The organism is Actinospineispora spinosispora DSM 44797, from assembly GCF_000429025.1.
Lineage (GTDB): Bacteria > Actinomycetota > Actinomycetes > Mycobacteriales > Pseudonocardiaceae > Pseudonocardia > Pseudonocardia spinosispora.
On the sequence record NZ_AUBB01000006.1, the window covers coordinates 143,180 to 159,995 of the forward strand.

Annotated in this window: 19 protein-coding genes; 3 read left to right on the forward strand and 16 right to left on the reverse strand. The window is 71.3% G+C overall.

Going from position 1 to position 16,816, the window contains the following annotated elements; translation table 11 throughout:
• Nucleotides 1–40: 40 nt before the first annotated feature.
• A complete protein-coding gene (locus tag G406_RS43890) occupies nt 41–688 on the reverse strand; it encodes a TetR/AcrR family transcriptional regulator (RefSeq protein WP_037074574.1) in 648 nt (215 codons plus the stop codon).
• Nucleotides 689–738: 50 nt separating this feature from the next.
• On the opposite strand from G406_RS43890, the gene G406_RS0100720 reads away from it, so the two are divergent.
• A complete protein-coding gene (locus G406_RS0100720) occupies nt 739–1,179 on the forward strand; it encodes a nuclear transport factor 2 family protein (protein ID WP_028932289.1) in 441 nt (146 codons plus the stop codon).
• Nucleotides 1,180–1,182: 3 nt separating this feature from the next.
• Here G406_RS0100720 and aroC read toward each other — a convergent pair whose 3' ends face one another.
• The 14 genes from aroC to G406_RS0100790 all read right to left on the reverse strand — a co-directional run bounded on the left by aroC (nt 1,183) and on the right by G406_RS0100790 (nt 14,071).
• Nucleotides 1,183–2,367, reverse strand: coding sequence for a chorismate synthase (gene aroC, locus G406_RS0100725; RefSeq protein ID WP_028932290.1), 1,185 nt, complete (start codon nt 2,365–2,367; stop codon nt 1,183–1,185).
• 56 nt (nt 2,368–2,423) lie between these two features.
• Nucleotides 2,424–3,065, reverse strand: a complete 642-nt coding sequence (locus G406_RS43895) for a prepilin peptidase (protein WP_037074577.1) — start codon at nt 3,063–3,065, stop codon at nt 2,424–2,426.
• Nucleotides 3,066–3,269: 204 nt separating this feature from the next.
• On the reverse strand, nt 3,270–3,974 hold the full coding sequence (locus tag G406_RS53515) for an urease accessory protein UreD (protein WP_051341258.1): 705 nt from the start codon (nt 3,972–3,974) through the stop codon (nt 3,270–3,272).
• Between the two features lie 16 nt (nt 3,975–3,990).
• Nucleotides 3,991–4,656 (reverse strand): urease accessory protein UreG, encoded by a 666-nt coding sequence (gene ureG, locus G406_RS43905; RefSeq protein WP_084215676.1) that lies wholly within the window; start codon nt 4,654–4,656, stop codon nt 3,991–3,993.
• Nucleotides 4,646–5,335: an urease accessory protein UreF gene (locus tag G406_RS0100745; protein WP_028932291.1), complete on the reverse strand. Its 690-nt coding sequence runs from the start codon at nt 5,333–5,335 to the stop codon at nt 4,646–4,648. Before G406_RS0100745 ends, ureG begins: the two co-directional genes overlap by 11 nt.
• A gap of 253 nt (nt 5,336–5,588) precedes the next feature.
• Complete coding sequence (locus tag G406_RS0100750) at nt 5,589–7,313, reverse strand: urease subunit alpha (RefSeq protein ID WP_028932292.1); 1,725 nt, start codon at nt 7,311–7,313, stop codon at nt 5,589–5,591.
• Nucleotides 7,310–7,606 carry an urease subunit beta gene (locus G406_RS0100755; protein WP_028932293.1) on the reverse strand — a complete coding sequence of 99 codons (297 nt, stop codon included), beginning with the start codon at nt 7,604–7,606 and terminating at the stop codon, nt 7,310–7,312. The genes G406_RS0100750 and G406_RS0100755 overlap by 4 nt, the downstream gene beginning before the upstream one ends.
• A complete protein-coding gene (locus G406_RS0100760; protein WP_028932294.1) occupies nt 7,603–7,905 on the reverse strand; it encodes an urease subunit gamma in 303 nt (100 codons plus the stop codon). The genes G406_RS0100755 and G406_RS0100760 overlap by 4 nt, the downstream gene beginning before the upstream one ends.
• Before the next feature lie 63 nt (nt 7,906–7,968).
• On the reverse strand, nt 7,969–8,790 hold the full coding sequence (locus G406_RS0100765; protein ID WP_028932295.1) for a shikimate dehydrogenase: 822 nt from the start codon (nt 8,788–8,790) through the stop codon (nt 7,969–7,971).
• Nucleotides 8,790–10,193, reverse strand: coding sequence for an endolytic transglycosylase MltG (gene mltG / locus G406_RS43910; protein WP_211241007.1), 1,404 nt, complete (start codon nt 10,191–10,193; stop codon nt 8,790–8,792). Before mltG ends, G406_RS0100765 begins: the two co-directional genes overlap by 1 nt.
• On the reverse strand, nt 10,190–10,648 hold the full coding sequence (ruvX, locus tag G406_RS0100775; protein ID WP_028932296.1) for a Holliday junction resolvase RuvX: 459 nt from the start codon (nt 10,646–10,648) through the stop codon (nt 10,190–10,192). The genes mltG and ruvX overlap by 4 nt, the downstream gene beginning before the upstream one ends.
• Nucleotides 10,645–13,320, reverse strand: a complete 2,676-nt coding sequence (gene alaS / locus G406_RS0100780; protein ID WP_028932297.1) for an alanine--tRNA ligase — start codon at nt 13,318–13,320, stop codon at nt 10,645–10,647. The genes ruvX and alaS overlap by 4 nt, the downstream gene beginning before the upstream one ends.
• 68 nt (nt 13,321–13,388) lie before the next feature.
• Entirely contained in the window at nt 13,389–13,679 is a 291-nt protein-coding gene (locus G406_RS0100785; protein ID WP_028932298.1) for a hypothetical protein, read from the reverse strand.
• Nucleotides 13,679–14,071, reverse strand: a complete 393-nt coding sequence (locus G406_RS0100790; RefSeq protein WP_028932299.1) for a DUF948 domain-containing protein — start codon at nt 14,069–14,071, stop codon at nt 13,679–13,681. Before G406_RS0100790 ends, G406_RS0100785 begins: the two co-directional genes overlap by 1 nt.
• Nucleotides 14,072–14,304: 233 nt before the next feature.
• On the opposite strand from G406_RS0100790, the gene G406_RS0100795 reads away from it, so the two are divergent.
• Entirely contained in the window at nt 14,305–15,534 is a 1,230-nt protein-coding gene (locus tag G406_RS0100795) for a DNRLRE domain-containing protein (RefSeq protein ID WP_156934618.1), read from the forward strand.
• Here G406_RS0100795 and G406_RS0100800 read toward each other — a convergent pair.
• A complete protein-coding gene (locus tag G406_RS0100800) occupies nt 15,518–15,949 on the reverse strand; it encodes a MarR family winged helix-turn-helix transcriptional regulator (protein WP_028932301.1) in 432 nt (143 codons plus the stop codon). The genes G406_RS0100795 and G406_RS0100800 overlap by 17 nt on opposite strands.
• Before the next feature lie 63 nt (nt 15,950–16,012).
• Here G406_RS0100800 and G406_RS0100805 point away from each other — a divergent pair, with 63 nt between their 5' ends.
• The gene (locus G406_RS0100805) at nt 16,013–16,615 is read left to right on the forward strand and encodes a TIGR03086 family metal-binding protein (RefSeq protein ID WP_037074582.1); all 603 of its coding nucleotides are present in this window, start codon (nt 16,013–16,015) and stop codon (nt 16,613–16,615) included.
• Nucleotides 16,616–16,816: the final 201 nt, after the last annotated feature.

The window sequence follows — 16,816 nt, forward strand, 5'->3', positions numbered from 1 at the left end:
TAGCGTAACGATCGCCCCGACGGCGACCCGGCCCGGCGGTTCATCCGGCGGCGTTCCCCGCTTCCCGCACCGCCGCGTCGTGCAGTGCACGTGCCGCCCATCGCATCACCTCGTTGACCTCCGCCGGCTCCAGCCCGCACGCATCTCGCGCGGACACGAGCGCCTCGATGCCGCACACCAGCATCGTGGCCATGGTCAGGCGCCGGTACAGCTCGGGCGCCATGGTGTCGCGCAGCGGGGACAGCGCCGCGTCGACGGCGTCGATGCGGTGGCTGCCCCGCACCGGGACCCGCTCGTCCTCCTCGCGCTCGGTCTGACTGAACCAGCGTTCGAGGCTTGCGCCGAGCACGGCCCGCCACAACGACTCGTTCTCCAGCTGGAAGTCGGCGATGGAACTCACCAGCTGGGCTATCCGATCCGCCGGCTCCACCGGCAGACCGGCCACGATCTCGTCCAGCTCCGGCTGTGTCTGCCTGGTCGCCACCTCGAACATCAGCGCGCGCGTGTTCGGGAAGTAGCGGTACGCCGTCGCCGTCGAGACCAGCGCGGCCTCGGCGACCTCGGGCACCGTCAACGTCTTGCCCTCGCTGGCCAACCGGACGGCGGCATCCAGCAACGCACGACGGGTCCGTTGCTTCTGGTTGACCCGCCCACTGGCGAGAGAACTCTCTTGACTTGAGAAAGTCATCTCATGAAGATACTGACATCTCATCAGTTGCGCGAGAGGGGCACGCCGACATGACACCCGCTGAGATGGACGAGATCCTGGGCCGGCACTACGCGGCCGAGGCGGCACACGATCTGGAGGCCCTGATGGGCACTCTGACGGCCGACGCCGTGCACGACGTCGTCGGTGATCCGGACGAAGCACTGCGTGACCCGTCGGACATCCGCAGGCGCTACCAGCAGCTGTTCGACGACTTCGACAACGAGCGGGTCACCCCGGTCCGGCGCCTGTACGGCGACGACTTCCTCGTCGACGAGTCGAGGGTCACCGCACGCGCGGTCGGTACCCCGTTCGGCCTCACCGGCGGAAACCGCGAGGTCACCTACCGGCTGCTGCACGTGTGTGAGTTCCGCGACGGCGGGATCAGCCGGGAGAACGTGTGGCTGGATGTCGCGGGCGTCGTCCGTCAGCTCAACGACGCCCCCGCTTCGGTGGAGGCCACCGCGGGCTGACGGTCAGTGGTGGAGTTGCTCTTCGGCGGCGGCGAGGTAGCCGCGCAGGTTCCGTGCGGTCTCGGCGACCGAGTCGCCGCCGAACTTCTCCAGCGCCGCGTCGGCCAGCACCAGCGCGACCATGGCCTCGGCGACCACACCCGCGGCGGGCACGGCACACACGTCGGAGCGCTGGTGAATGGCCTGAGCGGCCTCGCCCGTGGCCACGTCCACCGTCGACAGCGCCCTCGGCACCGTCGAGATCGGCTTCATCGCGACCCGGACCCGGACCGGCTCACCGTTGGTCATCCCGCCCTCGATACCGCCCGCGCGGTTGCTCAACCGCTCGACCGGCGCTCCGGGCACCATCTCGTCGTGCGCGGCACTCCCCCGCCGCTTCGCGGTGCGGAAGCCGTCGCCGATCTCGACACCCTTCATCGCCTGGATGCCCATCAGGGCACCGGCGAGCCGAGCATCGAGCCTGCGGTCGGACTGGACGTAGTTACCCACGCCGACCGGCATGCCGAACGCGATCACCTCGACGACGCCGCCGAGGGTGTCGCCGTCGTTCTGCGCGGCGTCGACCTCGGCGACCATGGCTTCGGTCGTCGCCTCCGAGTAGGCACGCACCGGGCTGGCGTCCACGCGCTCGCCGTCGCCGGGGCCGGGCAGCTCGTCGTCCCCGGCCTCGACCGCGCCGAGTGCGACGACGTGCGACACGATGTCGACGCCGAACGCCTGCTTCAGGAACGCCTTGGCCACGGTGCCGAGCACGACGCGAGACGCGGTCTCCCGCGCGCTGGCCCGTTCGAGCACGGGGCGAGCGTCGTCGAAGCCGAACTTCGTCATTCCCGCGAGGTCGGCGTGACCGGGCCGGGGCCTGGTCAGCGGCGCGTTGCGGGCCCGGTTGGCGATCAGCTCCTGGTCGACCGGGTCGGCCGCCATCACGGTTTCCCACTTGGGCCACTCGGTGTTGCCGATACGCACCGCGACCGGACCACCCTGGGTCAGGCCGTGCCGAATACCGCCGATGACCTCGAGCTCGTCCGCCTCGAACTTCATCCGCGCACCCCGGCCGTAGCCGAGCCTGCGCCGAGCGAGCTCGGCAGCAATCTCCTTGGTCGTCACTTCGACGCCGGCCACCATGCCCTCGAGCACCGCAACCAGCGCAGGACCATGTGATTCACCCGCGGTGATCCAGCGCAGCACCCCTAGATTCTCGCATGCACCACCCGGGCCGGGACGCACACGTCCACCGGGTGAGCTCAGGGCACCAGGACCGAGGCGAACGTCACCAGCCAGGCCGAGGCGAGCATCGACGAGCCGTGCGGGAGCCCGGTCGGCGCGCGGGGCTCGGTGTGGCGGTACCGCGACCGAACCAGCCGGCCACCGATCCCGAGCACCGCGGTCAGCACCGAGGCCAGCACCGCGCCGACCAGCAGGGCCGGCCAGGAGACGGCGCCGAGCACGGCACCGAGCGGCGCGGCCAGTTTGACGTCACCGGCGCCGAGCGCGGCCGGCGCGGACACCCGTACCGCCAGGTGGACCCCGAACAACGCGAGGGCTCCCCATACCGCGCGCCACATCGACGCCTGGCCGAGCGGTGCGGCCATGAGCACCGCGACCGGCAGGGCCGGTAGCGTCAGGACATCCGGCAGCCGCCGGTGCAGCAGATCGGTCAGTCCGGCGATGGCTCCCAGCCAGGACAGACCTAGCAACAGGGGCAGCCAGTATCCCGGTAATCGCCCATCACTCCACAAGCCGCCGCAGGCTGCCCACCCCAGACCGACGGCCAGCTCGCACCACGGCGGCCGAATCACCGTGCGCCGCCGCGTCCGTCCGAGCAGCCACCGCGCGAGCCATCCGGCGATCACGCCGAGCGAGCCGAACCCGAGGAAATAGTCCATGCGGCTGACGCTGCCGCTGAAACCCCCGCACGTCCAGCAGCCCATCCACCACCCTGTGCACGACTCACCGGTTGTGGACAACTCCCCGCTCCGACTCGATTCCGCTTGCGTACCGCGCGAGTAGATGCGCATGATCATCACCGTCTGAGGGCTGTTTCTCGCCGGAAAAACTGCCCTCAGGCGGTGATGATCATGGTGGCCCGGCTATGACGGGAGTGGGAGGTGGGCCGCGGCCGCTCTGGTGTCGGACAGGGCGAGCAGCAGCCAGCCGGGGCCGGGCAGGGAGTGGTGGGCCCAGCGGGCTCCCGCGTGCTCGCCTTGCGGCATCGGGTCCGGCTCCGGTTGCGCTCCGGCACCCAGCAACGTCGTCAGCACTCGCGCCCCCGCCGTACCTCCGGGGCCGGTCAGCGCACGGTCGGTGCCGTCGAGAACGGTGCGGTGGCGCAGCAGTGCCTCACCCGCGTGGTTCACCGCCAGCGCGCCCCGATAACGCCCGCCGCGCTGACCGTGCCGACCCAGCTGGACCTCTTCCCGGACCAGCGCCGCCGCGCCGTCCGCGAGCTCCAGGTGCAGAGCGGCGTCCAGGTGCGCCCCGTCGCACACCACGGTCGGTTCGGGCAGCCAGCGCAGCCGAGCACCCTCGGCGACCTGCGCGCGCACCGTCCACAGCGCCGGCCCGGCACCCGGCAGGCCGCGCTGGGCGACCGTCGCGCCGGCCGTCGCGACGGTCAGCTCGGTCCCCTCCGCCAGCCGGATGGTCAGCTCCAGCCGGTCGCCGTCGAGCGGACCGCCCGCCGCCTGCACCAGGTGCACACGCGCGGGTCCGGTCCGCCGCAGCACCACCGGGGGCGTGACGCTCCACCGGATCCGCTGCCCCGACGAGACCTCCAGCTCCGCCGATGCCCGCATCAGCGACGAACCGGCACTAGCCGCCCACCAGCGCGGCGCGCCGCTCCCGGACCCAGCGCACGACGTCCGGGGCCTCCGGCTCGGTGCGCAGCGACGTGAACACCGTTGGCCTGCCGTCACGGACCCGCTCCGCGTCCGAGCGCATGACCTCCAGGTCCGCCCCCACCAGCGGCGCGAGGTCCACCTTGTTGATCACCAGCAGGTCCGAGCGGATCACCCCGGGGCCGCCCTTGCGCGGCACCTTGTCCCCGCCTGCCACGTCCACCACGAAGATCTGTGCGTCGATCAGCCCGTAGCTGAAGGTGGCCGTCAGGTTGTCGCCGCCGCTCTCCACCAGCACCAGCTCCGGGTCGTGCGCGTGGACGAGGTCCTCGACGGCCGCGAGGTTCGCGGTGATGTCGTCGCGGATCGCGGTGTGCGGGCAGCAACCGGTGCGGACCGCCCGGATGCGGTCGTCGGGCAGCACCGCGTTGCGGCGCAGGAACTCGGCGTCCTCCTCGGTGTAGATGTCGTTGGTCACCACGACGACCGACAGCTCGTCGCGCAGCTGCGCGCACAGGGCGGCGACCAGCGCGGTCTTGCCGCCACCGACCGGCCCACCGATCCCGATGCGCAGTCCGCGCCGGGAACCGGCGGGCAGCGTGCCGGCGAATTGGTCATGACTCAGGTCTTCACGATGCAAAGAGGGTCACCTCCGAGGCGTGGTGCAGTTCGGCCAGAATCTCCGGCAGCGGCGTCGCATCCGCCGGCAGCAGGTCAGGGTCGTCCGCCGCGACCGCGGCCTCAGCGGCGGCGGTCGCCTCGGCGGCGACCAGGTCGATCCGCGGCGCGAGGACCGCCTGGGCAGCGGCCACTCTTAGCGGGTCGAGCCCCAGCAACCGCACCGCGGCGGTCGCGGCGCCGCCGACCATGTGGTGCACGGCGAGCGCGGCCGCCTGGCCCGGCGTCACGGCCGCGGCGGCCGCCGCGGCGCCGAGCACGAGTGGCTGATGAGCGCTCGACAGCTCGGCCAGCGCGCGCAGCGGTGTGAAGCTCGGCCATGCCAGCCGGACGGTGCGCAGCAACGCCACGCCCTGGGCCCGCGACACCTCACGCAGTGCCGCCGACGGGGTACGGACGTCCACCGCGCGGTCCCAGCTCTGCCATCGCGGCGAACCGCCGGAGCTCAGCACGGTGGCGGCGGCGGCCGCGCTCCCGGTACACAGGCCCGCTGTGCCGATCCGGGCGTCCAGGAATCCGACCAGGTCATCGACGCTGGTGAGCAGCCTTCGATCAACCAGTGCCTCGACCCCGCCGGAATGGACGTGTCCACCGGAGGGCAGCCGCGAATCGGCAAGGAGCAGGAGCGAGGCGAGACTCATCGGGCAGCCCCGTCGGGTGACATGGGTACGACGCAGCCGTCTGCCCCGAACGTCTCCCCCACATGCAGGCAGACGGCTGCGTCACGTGTCCGCGGGGGCGCGGACTCCCCACTGTTACCCCCACCGCGGAGTTCGTGCAGCCCGGCCGCGAGTGATGCCGCACCGTGCGGCCGGACACTCGGTACAACGACCCGCTGCGAAAAATGTGACGCAAGTGACACTAATTCGCCGTCCGTCGGCTCCCGTTGGCACATCAGAACAAGAAGTAGCGCTGGGCCATCGGCAGCACCTCGGCGGGCGACTCCTCGACCACCTCACCGTCGATACGGACGGTGAAAGTCTCCGGGTCCACCTCGATCCGGGGCAGTGCGTCGTTGCGGGGCATGTCCACCTTGCGTACGCCGCGGGTGTTCGTGGTCGGGACCAGCCGCCGCGTGACACCGAGACGGTCCGCGAGGTCCGTGCCGTCCAGCGCGCCGGGAGCCACGAAGTGCACCGAGGTGTCGGCGGCGCCGGCGGGCGTGGCGCCCCACATCGGACGGGGCAGCACGGGCTGCGGTGTCGGGATGGAGGCGTTCGCGTCGCCCATCGCGGCCCACGCGATGAACCCGCCCTTGAGCACCACGGACGGCCGCACCCCGAAGAACGCCGGCTGCCACAGCACCAGGTCCGCGAGCTTGCCGACCTCGACCGAACCGATCTCGTCGTCCAGCCCGTGTGCCACCGCCGGGCAGATCGTGTACTTGGCGACGTAGCGCTGTGCCCGGTTGTTGTCGGCCGGGCCGTCGCCGGGCAGAGCACCCCAGCGCTTCTTGCCGACGTGGGCGGTCTGCCAGGTACGGAGCACGACCTCGCCGACCCGGCCCATGGCCTGGCTGTCCGAGCCGATCATGGAGATCGCCCCGATGTCGTGCAGCAGGTCCTCAGCCGCGATCGTCGACGGCCGGATCCGGCTCTCCGCGAACGCCAGATCCTCCGGCACCGACGGCTTGAGGTGGTGGCAGACCATCAGCATGTCGAGGTGTTCGTCGAGCGTGTTGACGGTGTGCGGCCGCGTCGGGTTCGTCGAGCTGGGCAGCACGTGCGGCTCGCCCGCGACGGTGATGATGTCCGGTGCGTGCCCGCCGCCTGCCCCCTCGGTGTGATACGCGTGGATGCCCCGGCCCGCGATCGCGGCGAGGGTGTCGGCGACGTAGCCGGCCTCGTTGAGGGTGTCGGTGTGGATCGCCACCTGCACGCCGGTCTCGTCGGCGACCCGCAGGCAGGCGTCGATCGCCGCCGGGGTCGAACCCCAGTCCTCGTGCAGCTTGAAGCCGGATGCCCCGGAAGCGACCTGCTCGCGCAGCGACTCGACACCGACCGTGTTGCCTTTGCCGAGCAGCGCGACGTTGATCGGCAGCGAGTCCATCGCGCGCAACATGCGTGCCAGGTACCACGCTCCGGGCGTGACGGTGGTGGCCTTCGTGCCCTCCGCGGGGCCGGTGCCGCCCGCGATCAACGTCGTCACCCCGGACCCGAGCGCCTCGGGGACCTGTGTCGGGCTGATCAGGTGCACGTGGCAGTCGACGGCGCCGGCGGTCAGGATCAGCCCGTTCCCGGCGATGATCTCCGTCCCCGGCCCGATGACCAGCGCCGGGTCGACGCCGTCCATCGTGTCCGGGTTGCCGGCCTTGCCGAGCGCGACGATCCTGCCGTCCCTGACCCCGACGTCGGCCTTGACCACGCCCCAGTGGTCGAGCACGAGCGCGCCGGTGATCACCAGGTCGGGAGCGCCGTCGGCGCGGGAGGCACGGCTCTGTCCCATCGACTCGCGGATCACCTTGCCGCCGCCGAAGACCACCTCGTCGCCGCCGCGCGGCCCTCGGCACAAGTCCTCGGTGACCTCGATCAGCAGGTCGGTGTCGGCGAGCCGGACCCGGTCCCCGACGGTCGGGCCGTACAGCTCGGCGTACCGGGCGCGGTCGATCTCCCAGCTCATGCGCGGTCCTCCGGCAGTCGTAGTCCGGGTACGGTGGCGGTCCCGCCGAGCGGGGTCAGCTCGACCGTCCGTTCCAGCCCCGGTTCGAACCGGACCGCCGTACCCGCCGCGATCGCAAGGCGCTTGCCGTGTGCCAGCTCCCGGTCGAAGCTCAGCGCGGGATTCGCGACGGCGAAGTGGTAGTGCGAACCCACCTGGATCGGCCGGTCACCGGTGTTGACCACGGTCAGCCGCACGGTCTCACCGAGCACCTCGACGGGCGCCTCGGCGAGCAGGTACTCCCCGGGGATCACTGGATCGGCCGGTGGACGGTGACGAGCTTGGTGCCGTCCGGGAAGGTCGCCTCCACCTGGACCGAGGTGACCATCTCCGGCACCCCGTCCATGACGTCCTCGCTGGTCAGGACGTGCTGTCCGGCAGCCATCAGTTCCGCCACGGACCGGCCGTCCCGCGCGCCCTCGAGCACGAACGAGCTGATGACCGCGACCGCCTCCGGATAGTTCAGCCGCAGGCCTCGCTCGCGGCGTTCCTGTGCCAGCCTCGCGGCCAGATGCAGCAGCAACTTCTCCTGCTCGTGTGGGGACAGCAGCACCGGGTTCCTCCTTCTCCGCGCGGACACAGTCTCGTACCCACTGGTTACGCCGGTGTTACGAGATCACCCCGAGCGCAGGACCGCCGCCATCACGTCGCGGGGAGCCGGACGCCCGGTGAACTGTTCCACCTGGCCGAACGCCTGGTGCAGCAGCATGTCGAGCCCGGTGGCCAACCGGCCGCCGGCCGCGTGCACCGCCGAGGCCATCGGGGTCGGCCACGGGTGGTACACGACGTCCAGCACGAACGGAGCCTTCGCGGCGGCGGGCGCACAGGCGTCGGCGACACCGGCGGGCACGGTGCTCACCACGACGTCGACGTCGTGGACGCTCGGCAGCTCCGGGTCCCACCCGGTCACGACCGGTTCGAGCCCGAAACGACGGGCCACCTCGGCCGCGCCGGATGCCCGGGCAGGTTCACGGACCATCAGCTCGACCTGCCGGATGCCCAGCTCGGCCAGACCGGCGATCGCGGCGGCGGCCGTCGCTCCGGCACCGAGCAGCAGCGCTCGCCCGGAGGTCGGCGACGACCAGCCCTGCTCGATGAGGGCACCGGTGACGCCGTCGATGTCAGTGCAGTCCGCGCGCCACCCACCGTCAGGGAGGCGCACGAGAGTGTTGGCGGAGTCGACCGCGACCGCACGATCGGTACGTACGTCCGCGCGGGCCAGCGCGGCACGCTTGCCCGGCATCGTCACCGACAGACCCACCCATTCCGGGCCGAGGCCGTCGACGAGCCCGGGCAGCGCGGCCTCGTCGCACTCGATGGCCTGGTAGCTCCAGGCATCGAGGCCCAAGGCCTGGTACGCGGCGTTGTGCAACGCCGGCGAGCGGGAGTGACCGACCGGCGAACCCAGGACGGCGGCCCGCCGCGAGTCGGCCGACATCAGAACGCCCCGGCCGCCACCGCGGCCTTCACGTTCTGTTCGTGCTCGGGCAGCGTCGTGGAGAAGCAGGAGACGCCGTTGCGCTGGCACCGGACGAAGTACATCCACGGGCCCTCGGTCGGGCGCAGCGCGGCCTGGATCGCCTGTGTGCCCGGCGCGCCGATCGGGGTCGGCGGCAGACCGTAGTTGAGGTAGCTGTTGTACGCGCCGGCACGGTTGCGGTCGGTCGAGGTCGTCCGCACCGCCTGCAGGTCGAGCGGGTAGTTCACCGTCGAGTCCAGGCCGAGACGGACCCGGTCGGTCAGCCGGTTGTAGATCACGCCGGCGATCTTGCCGAAGTCGGGCGTGATGCCCTCCTTCTCGACCAGCGACGCGATCACCAGGATCTGGTACGGGCTGTACTTGCTGGACTCCGCGCCCGACACCAGGCCGCTGGCCTCGTACTGCGTCGCGGTCTTGCCGACCAGCGCGCGCAGCACCTCCTGCGCGGAGGCGCCCGGCTCGACGTCGTAGCGACCGGGGGCGATGAACCCTTCGAGCCGCCGTTCCGGAGCCGCCTTGCTGATCTCCCCGGCGGCCCACGCGGGCACCCCGAGCTGGCTGAGCTGCGCGGTCGCCATCGCACCCCGGAGCTGCGCGACGCTCACGCACCTGTTCACGCCGTCCATGGTCACGCAGGTGGCCTTCGAGATCAGCGACAGCACGCCGGGGCTGACCTTGCCGTCCGGCCCCCGGGTGTCGTCGAGCTGAACGCCGCCCTTGATCTCCAGCTGGCCGACGCGCGAGGCGGGGTCGATGAGCGCGGCCACCGCGTCCTCACCGGACATCTGCAGGCGCAGGCGGTAGTAGCCGGGCTGGACCGCGCGGATCCTGCTCTCGTCCTCGGCGGCCTCGATGAACGCCGCCGAGCTCTTCACGACGTCCTCGCGCTTCAGCTCGGCGGCGATCCGCACGGTCGGATCGCCGTCCTTGACCTGGATGATCACGTCGCCCGCACCGGGACCGTCGTAGTCCGGTGACACGAAGTAGGTCTGGTACACGTAGTACCCGCCGCCGAGCACGGCGAGTACACACAACAGCAGCGCGATGAGCGGGCCGCGCCGCGACGGCTTCGGCGGACCGGAACGGCGCTTACGCGGAGGCGGTCCGGACGTGTCCGTGATACGCCGGGCGCTCGGGCCCGCGCTGCGCTGTATCGGCGGCGCGGCCGGTGGCCCCGACGGCCGCGCGGGCGGCGGTTCGGCCTGCCAGCTGGGCCGGCTCGGCCGGGGCGGCTCGGCGTCCCGGGCCGCCTGTGGCGGCACCCGCTTGAGCGGCTCGGTGTCGTGTTCCACGTCGTGCGGCGCCCGACGTCGCGGGCCCTCACCGATCGGGCCGCCACGGCGCGAGTCGATCCCGGTCACGCGTCCGACCCTGCTCCGGACGAACGGCGTTGGTCCAACCAGCCCTGCAGGATCGCGACGGCGGCGGCCTGGTCGACCACCGCGCGCTGCTTGCGTCCCTTCACCCCACGCTGGGCGAGCGCACGGCTGGCCACGACCGTGGTCAGCCGCTCGTCGACCATGCGGATGGGCACGGTCAGCAGCGGGGTGAGCGCGTCGGAGTAGGCACGGGCGGCCTCGGCGGCAGGCCCTTCACGGCCGGCCAGTGTGCGCGGCAGCCCGACCACCACCTCAACCACCTCGTATTCGGCGACCAACTCGGCGAGCCGACGAAGGTCCGTACCCTCCGACTCGTCTCGTCGGAGGGTAACCAGCGGGGTCGCGAGAACACCGCCCGGGTCGCTCACCGCCACCCCGACCCGCACCGAACCGACGTCGACCCCGAGTCTGCGACCTGCGGGACTACTCTCGGTCACCCCGCGCTCGAGGCGTCCCGTACCGCTGTGCGCAAGGCACGCACGGCTTCTGGAATCCCGGCCGGGTTGCTTCCGCCGCCCTGGGCCAGCTCGGCCTTGCCACCGCCCCGGCCACCGATCGCCGAGGCGAACGCCGGCACGAGCTTCCCGGCGGCCAGGCCGTTGTTACGCGCGGCCTCGGTCGTCGCCACGACGAACGACAGTTTGTCGTCGGCGGCGCTGAACAACGCGACGACGCCGGGGCGCGAGCCGAGCCTGCCCCGCACGTCGGTGGCCAGCACCCTCAGGTCGTTGCCGGACAGCCCGGCGGGCGCGGCGACGGCGACCAGCGCGGTGCCGCCCAGGTCCTCGGCGCCCTCGGCGAGGGAGTTCGCGGAGGCGAGAACGGCCTCGGCGCGGTGCTTCTCCAGGTCACGCTCGGCGCCGCGGAGGCGCTCGACCAGGCCGGCGACCCGGTCCGGCAGGTCTTCCGGACGGGACTTCAGCTGGTCGGCGAGCTGCGAGACGAGTAGGTGCTCCTTGGACATGTGCCGGAACGCGTCGAGCCCGACGAGCGCTTCGACCCGGCGGACCCCGGAACCGATCGAGGCCTCGGACAGCACCTTGACCAGGCCGAGCTCGCCGGTGCGCGCGACGTGCGTGCCACCGCACAGCTCACGGGAGTAGTCACCCATGTCGACCACGCGGACCCGGTCGCCGTACTTCTCGCCGAACAGCATCATGGCGCCCAGCTTGCGGGCCTCGTCCATCGAGGTCTCGTACCACTCGACCTCGCGGTCCTGCTGCAGGACGGTGTTGACCTCGTCCTCGATCTCGTTCAGCGCGGCGGGCGACACAGCGCCACCCGGCGAGGTGAAGTCGAACCGCAGGCGACCGGGGGCGTTGAGCGAACCGGCCTGCGCGGCGGAGCTGCCGAGGGCGTTGCGCAGTCCGGCGTGCACCAGGTGGGTCGCGGTGTGCGCGCGGGAGATGGCCCCGCGTCGCATCGGGTCGACCTCGGCGATGACCGTCGAGTCCAGCGTCAGCGTGCCGTTCGTGACCGTTCCCCGGTGGACCCGCAGGCCGGCGACCGGCGACTGCACGTCGTCGATCCGGACCGTGAACGAGTCGGATCGCAGCGTGCCGCTGTCCGCCTGCTGGCCGCCGGCCTCGGCGTAGAACGGGGTGCGGTCGAGCACGACCTCGACGGCGGTGCCCTCGGACGCGGCCGGGACTGCCTGGCCGTCGACGAGCAGGCCGACGACCGTGGCCTCGGCGCTCAGGTCGGTGTAGCCGAGGAAGTCGGTGACGCCGTGGCTGTCCAGCACCGAGCGGTAGGCGCTCATGTCGCCGTGCCCGGTCTTGCGGGCGGCGGCGTCGGCCTTGGCCCTGGTGCGCTGCTCGTTCATCAGCGCGCGGAAGCCGGTCTCGTCGACCTGCAGCCCGGCCTCGGAGGCCATCTCCAGCGTCAGGTCGATCGGGAAGCCGTAGGTGTCGTGCAGCGCGAACGCCTGGTCGCCGGGAAGTATCAGCGAGCCGGACTTCTTCACCCGCTCCACGGCGGTGTCGAAGATCCGGGAGCCGGAGGTCAGCGTCTGGAGGAAGGCGTCCTCCTCGGCCCGGACCACGGCGGCGATCCGCTCGAAGTCGGTCACCAGCTCCGGGTAGGACGGGGCCATCGCGTCGCGGACGACCTCGGCGAAGGCCTCCAGGACCGGCTCGTGCACACCGAGCAGGCGGGCCGAGCGCACGATCCGGCGCAGGAGCCTGCGCAGGACGTAGCCTCGGGCCTCGTTGGACGGGGTGACACCGTCGCCGATGATCATCACGCCGGAGCGGGCGTGGTCCGCGATCACCCGGAACCGGACGTCGTCGGTCGGGTCGGCGCCGTACCGCTTGCCGGAGAACTCCTCGGCGCGGGCGATGACCGGCCGGATCAGGTCGGTCTCGTACACGTTGACGACGCCCTGCAGCAGGTAGGCCACCCGCTCGACGCCCATGCCGGTGTCGATGTTCTTGCTGGGCAGCTCACCGATCGGCGGGTGCCCGAGCTTCGGGCTCAGGTCACCCCGGACGTCCTGCATGAAGACCAGGTTCCAGATCTCCAGGTAGCGGTCCTCATCGACGACCGGACCACCCTCCTTGCCGTACTCCGGGCCCCGGTCGTAGTAGATCTCCGAGCACGGGCCACCGGGACCGGGCACGCCCATGTCCCAGTAGTTGTCCTTGCCGTCACGGCGCTGGATGCGCTCGGTCGGCAGGCCGGCGATCTTGCGCCACAGCTCGATCGCCTCGTCGTCGTCCTGGTAGACGGTGACCCAGATGCGGTCGGGGTCGAAGCCGAAACCACCCGAGTCCTGGGACCCGGTGACGAGGTTCCAGGCGTTCTCGATCGCGCCGGCCTTGAAGTAGTCCCCGAAGGAGAAGTTGCCGGCCATCTGGAAGAACGTGTTGTGCCGGGTGGTCTTGCCGACCTCGTCGATGTCCCCGGTGCGCACGCACTTCTGGATCGAGGTGGCCCTCGGGTACGGCGGCGGCACCTCGCCGAGCAGGTACGGCTTGAACGGCACCATGCCCGCGTTGACGAACAGCAGGGTCGGGTCGTCGAGGATCAGCGACGCACTGGCCACACGCGTGTGACCGGCGTTGACGAAGTGGTTGGTAAAGCGTTCAACGATCTCGTGGGTTTCCACGTGGCACTCTCTTGATCAGCGAAGCAACGAACGAACTGGTGAGTTGACGAGAACGGCAGGTGACGGGGTTATGCCCGGTCCCCTGCCCCACGCGCTCGCCGGTCCGCTGGCGCGGCAACACCGGGCAGCCGCTGGCCGGTGCGGTGCTCGACCATGTCGCTGAGCTCGTGCTCGCGCTCGCTCATACCGGCCCGGACCTCGGCGCCGAACGCACCGATGGCACCGGCGAGCTCGCGCAGACCGTCGCCGACCTGCTCGCCGACGCCGACGGGAGTGAGACGCTGGGCGGCCTCGGCGGCCTTCCGGGTCACCACGACACCGGTCGCCACGCCGAGCCCGAGCCAGAAGAGACGCTTGATCATCGTGACCTGCGCTTGGAGCTCTTGCCCGAGCCTTCCTTGGCGGCACGGCGAGCCTTGATCGCCTTGGACACGCCGTAGGAGAAGGCCGCGGTCTTGACCAGCGGCCCACCCATGGTCGCAGTGAACAGCGAGGTCAGGGCCGACACGTTGCCGGTGACCGCGCGGGCGTTCATGGTGATGCCGTCGACCCGCTCGAGCTGGGTGTTCACCTGGGTGATGGTGGTGTTCGCGCCGTCGAGCAACGGGGCACTGCCCTCGTGTGCCTTACGGATCGCGATGGTCGCCTCGTCCAGCGTGCGACCGAGCTTGATCAGCGGAACCGCGAGCAGCACAACCAGCACCACGAAGGCCCCAGCAGCGATCACCGCGGCGATCTGCCCTGCCGTCATGGCGCCTCCTGTCGGGTAAGTCGATAAAGGTCTCTCAGTGATCGACGCCAGGCTACCGCCCCTGTCCTCCCGGCGGACGGTCAACCCGCGCGGGACGCCACGACACGTACTGAGTCAACTATCGAACACGGACTGCCATGGTCACCACCCGATCAGGTGTACGTGGCTGTCAATGTGAGCGCCACGCACGCATGATCTTGTTACTGAGCGCGTTCGGTCGCACTCTGCGGATCATGATCGGACGTCCCGGCGCGATCCTCGGCCTGGCGGTGAGCGTCGCGACGGCGCTGTTCTCGCCGCCCACGCCCGCGCCACCGATCACGCCCGCCCCGGTTGCACAGGCCCAGCCCTCGACCTCCGCGCCCCGCCCGAAGTCCGCGCCGGCCGAGCTGCTCGACCAGCGCACGTCCTCCTCGACGACCTTCCGCCACCCGAACGGCGCGCGGACCATCGTGCTGTCCGCCGGGCCGATCCGGATTCGCCGGGGCACGACGTGGGAGCCCATCGACCTGACGTTGCGCAGGGACCAGAACGGCATCCACCCGGCAAGTGCGCCGTACACGCTGCGGCTGGCCGACGGGGGCACACCCGCCGACGCCGCGTCGGTGCTCGGCCCCGACGGCACGGAGACGGCGCTGAGCTGGGGCGCGACCCTCCCCGCGCCGACGCTGGCCGGCAACCGGGCGACCTACGCGGGTGCCCGGCCGGGCTCTGACCTGGTCGTCGAGGCCACCAGGAGCGGCTTCGCCGCGTGGCTCGCCCCGAGCACGCCGACGCCCGCCGGACTGTCGACCCCGACCCCACTGACCCTGCACATGACCAAGCCCGGTGGCGCGGCCGAGATGCTGCCCCAGCCTGAGGCGCGCCCTCTCCTGTCCGGCCCGATCGGCTCGCTCGCCAGCACCGCGGTCACCGATCGCGTCGTCGCCAGCGCCGTCACCCCGACGGTCCGCCCGTTCGGCACGACGGTGCAGAACGCCACCCCGGACAGCGCACTGTGGGGCGACCCGGACCTGCGGGTGGGCAGCTACGACGGAACCACGGTCGCCCGGAGCTACCTGTCCTGGGATCTGGGCGCACTGCACGGTCAGCAGGTGACCCACGCGGCGTTGCGAGTGTTCTCCAGCTGGTCCTCGTCGTGTCAGCCGCAGAGCTGGGAGGTGTGGTCCTCGCAGCCCGTCGGGCCCGCGACCCGCTGGAGCGACCAGCCGGCCGGCGAGCAGCGATGGGCGACGAGCACCGCGACCAAGGGCCACGACGCGGGCTGCGCGCCGGGCTGGGTCAACGTCGACGTCACCGACCTGGTCAAGGCGTGGGTCCAGGCGGGGGCCACGAGCGGCACCGTACTGCTCCGCGCGACCGACGAGTCCAGTCCACAGGGCTGGAAGCGGTTCTCCTCCGGCGAGGGCATGAACGTGCCTGCCCTCGGTGTCACGGTGGCCCCGGTCAACCCCACACCCTGAGCAGGGCGGACACCCGCTCCAGCTGCGTGATGAACGAGACCCGGTCGGCCTCGGGGAGCTCGGCGAGCAGCTCGTGCTCCATCCGTCTGATGGCGCCCTGGCAGTCGGCGACCAGCGCACGGCCGGGCTCGGTCAGATCGACGATGCGGTTGCGCCGATCGGCCGGGTCCGGTTCCCGACGCAGCAGACCCTGTCCCTCCAGGCGGTCGAGGATCGGGATCAGCCGCGTCTTGTCCCTGCGCGTCGCGGCCGCCAACCGTGACTGCGACTGCGCCGGGCCGTCGCGCAGCGCGATGAGGATGACGTAGTCCCACATCTCGACGTCGTGGGCCTCCAGCACCGGCAGCTCCGCGTTGATCATGACCTGGCCGAGCCGAACGAACATCGCGCCGAGGTCGTGCCGCTGCTCGTCCATGCCCAGACGATATTCCGGGGCCACGCCCTGGACAATTCATACACCTAGGTAGATAGTAAACCTATGCCTACGATTGATCTGCGCCCGTTGCACCGACTCTCGCTGGACCTGACCACAGCCGTCGTCGACAAGGTCGGCCAGGACGACCTGACGCGCGACACACCCTGCGCGGGCTGGGACCTGGCGGCGCTGCTGGGCCACATGATCGGCCAGAACCACGGCTTCGCCGACGCCGCGCAGCACGAGCGGGACGCGCCGCTCGGTGCGTTCGCCCCTCAGCCACCCGGTGCGGACCTGGCGGCCGAGTGGCGCGTCTCGGCCGACCGCACGGCCGACGCGTTCGCGTCCGCCGACCTGGATCGCGCGGTCCTGCTACCGGAGGTCAGCCTGGAGCACCGCCTGCCGATCGGCATGATCATCGGATTTCACCTGATCGACACGGTCGCCCACGGCTGGGACGTGGCGACCGCACTCGACCTGCCCTACCGCCCGACCGGCGACCTGCTGAACGCCTCCCTCAAGATCGCCGAGCAGGTCCCGACCGGGCACTCCCGGGAACAGCCGAACAGCTCCTTCGCCCCGGTGATCCCCTCGACGGACACGGATCCCTGGCTGCGCACCCTCACCCTTCTGGGCCGCCGTCCTACGCCGAGGGACCACGTCTGACACCAGGTGGGGGACCGTGCGTGTCCCCGCTGGCCGATCAGTGTCTTGGCGTGGTCGGGCGGTATCAACCCCCGGCTGGCGCCGGCCTCGCACCCGTTCCTGGTTGCACGGGTTCGGGGGCGAGGTTTCAGGGTTGACACCACCCGACCACGCCAAGTGCGGGCCAGGATCGCGGGGACGGGGGCAGTCTGCGCGCCCACA

What these genes read in the sequence shown, in the direction of transcription:
- G406_RS43890 (WP_037074574.1), bottom strand. Translation starts at nt 688, where the DNA reads ATGACTTTCTCAAGTCAAGAGAGTTCTCTCGCCAGTGGGCGGGTCAAC.
- G406_RS0100720 (WP_028932289.1), top strand. Translation starts at nt 739, where the DNA reads ATGACACCCGCTGAGATGGACGAGATCCTGGGCCGGCACTACGCGGCC.
- G406_RS43895 (WP_037074577.1), bottom strand. Translation starts at nt 3,065, where the DNA reads ATGGACTATTTCCTCGGGTTCGGCTCGCTCGGCGTGATCGCCGGATGG.
- G406_RS53515 (WP_051341258.1), bottom strand. Translation starts at nt 3,974, where the DNA reads ATGCGGGCATCGGCGGAGCTGGAGGTCTCGTCGGGGCAGCGGATCCGG.
- G406_RS0100745 (WP_028932291.1), bottom strand. Translation starts at nt 5,335, where the DNA reads ATGAGTCTCGCCTCGCTCCTGCTCCTTGCCGATTCGCGGCTGCCCTCC.
- G406_RS0100750 (WP_028932292.1), bottom strand. Translation starts at nt 7,313, where the DNA reads ATGAGCTGGGAGATCGACCGCGCCCGGTACGCCGAGCTGTACGGCCCG.
- G406_RS0100765 (WP_028932295.1), bottom strand. Translation starts at nt 8,790, where the DNA reads ATGTCGGCCGACTCGCGGCGGGCCGCCGTCCTGGGTTCGCCGGTCGGT.
- G406_RS0100790 (WP_028932299.1), bottom strand. Translation starts at nt 14,071, where the DNA reads ATGACGGCAGGGCAGATCGCCGCGGTGATCGCTGCTGGGGCCTTCGTG.
- G406_RS0100795 (WP_156934618.1), top strand. Translation starts at nt 14,305, where the DNA reads ATGATCGGACGTCCCGGCGCGATCCTCGGCCTGGCGGTGAGCGTCGCG.
- G406_RS0100800 (WP_028932301.1), bottom strand. Translation starts at nt 15,949, where the DNA reads ATGGACGAGCAGCGGCACGACCTCGGCGCGATGTTCGTTCGGCTCGGC.
- G406_RS0100805 (WP_037074582.1), top strand. Translation starts at nt 16,013, where the DNA reads ATGCCTACGATTGATCTGCGCCCGTTGCACCGACTCTCGCTGGACCTG.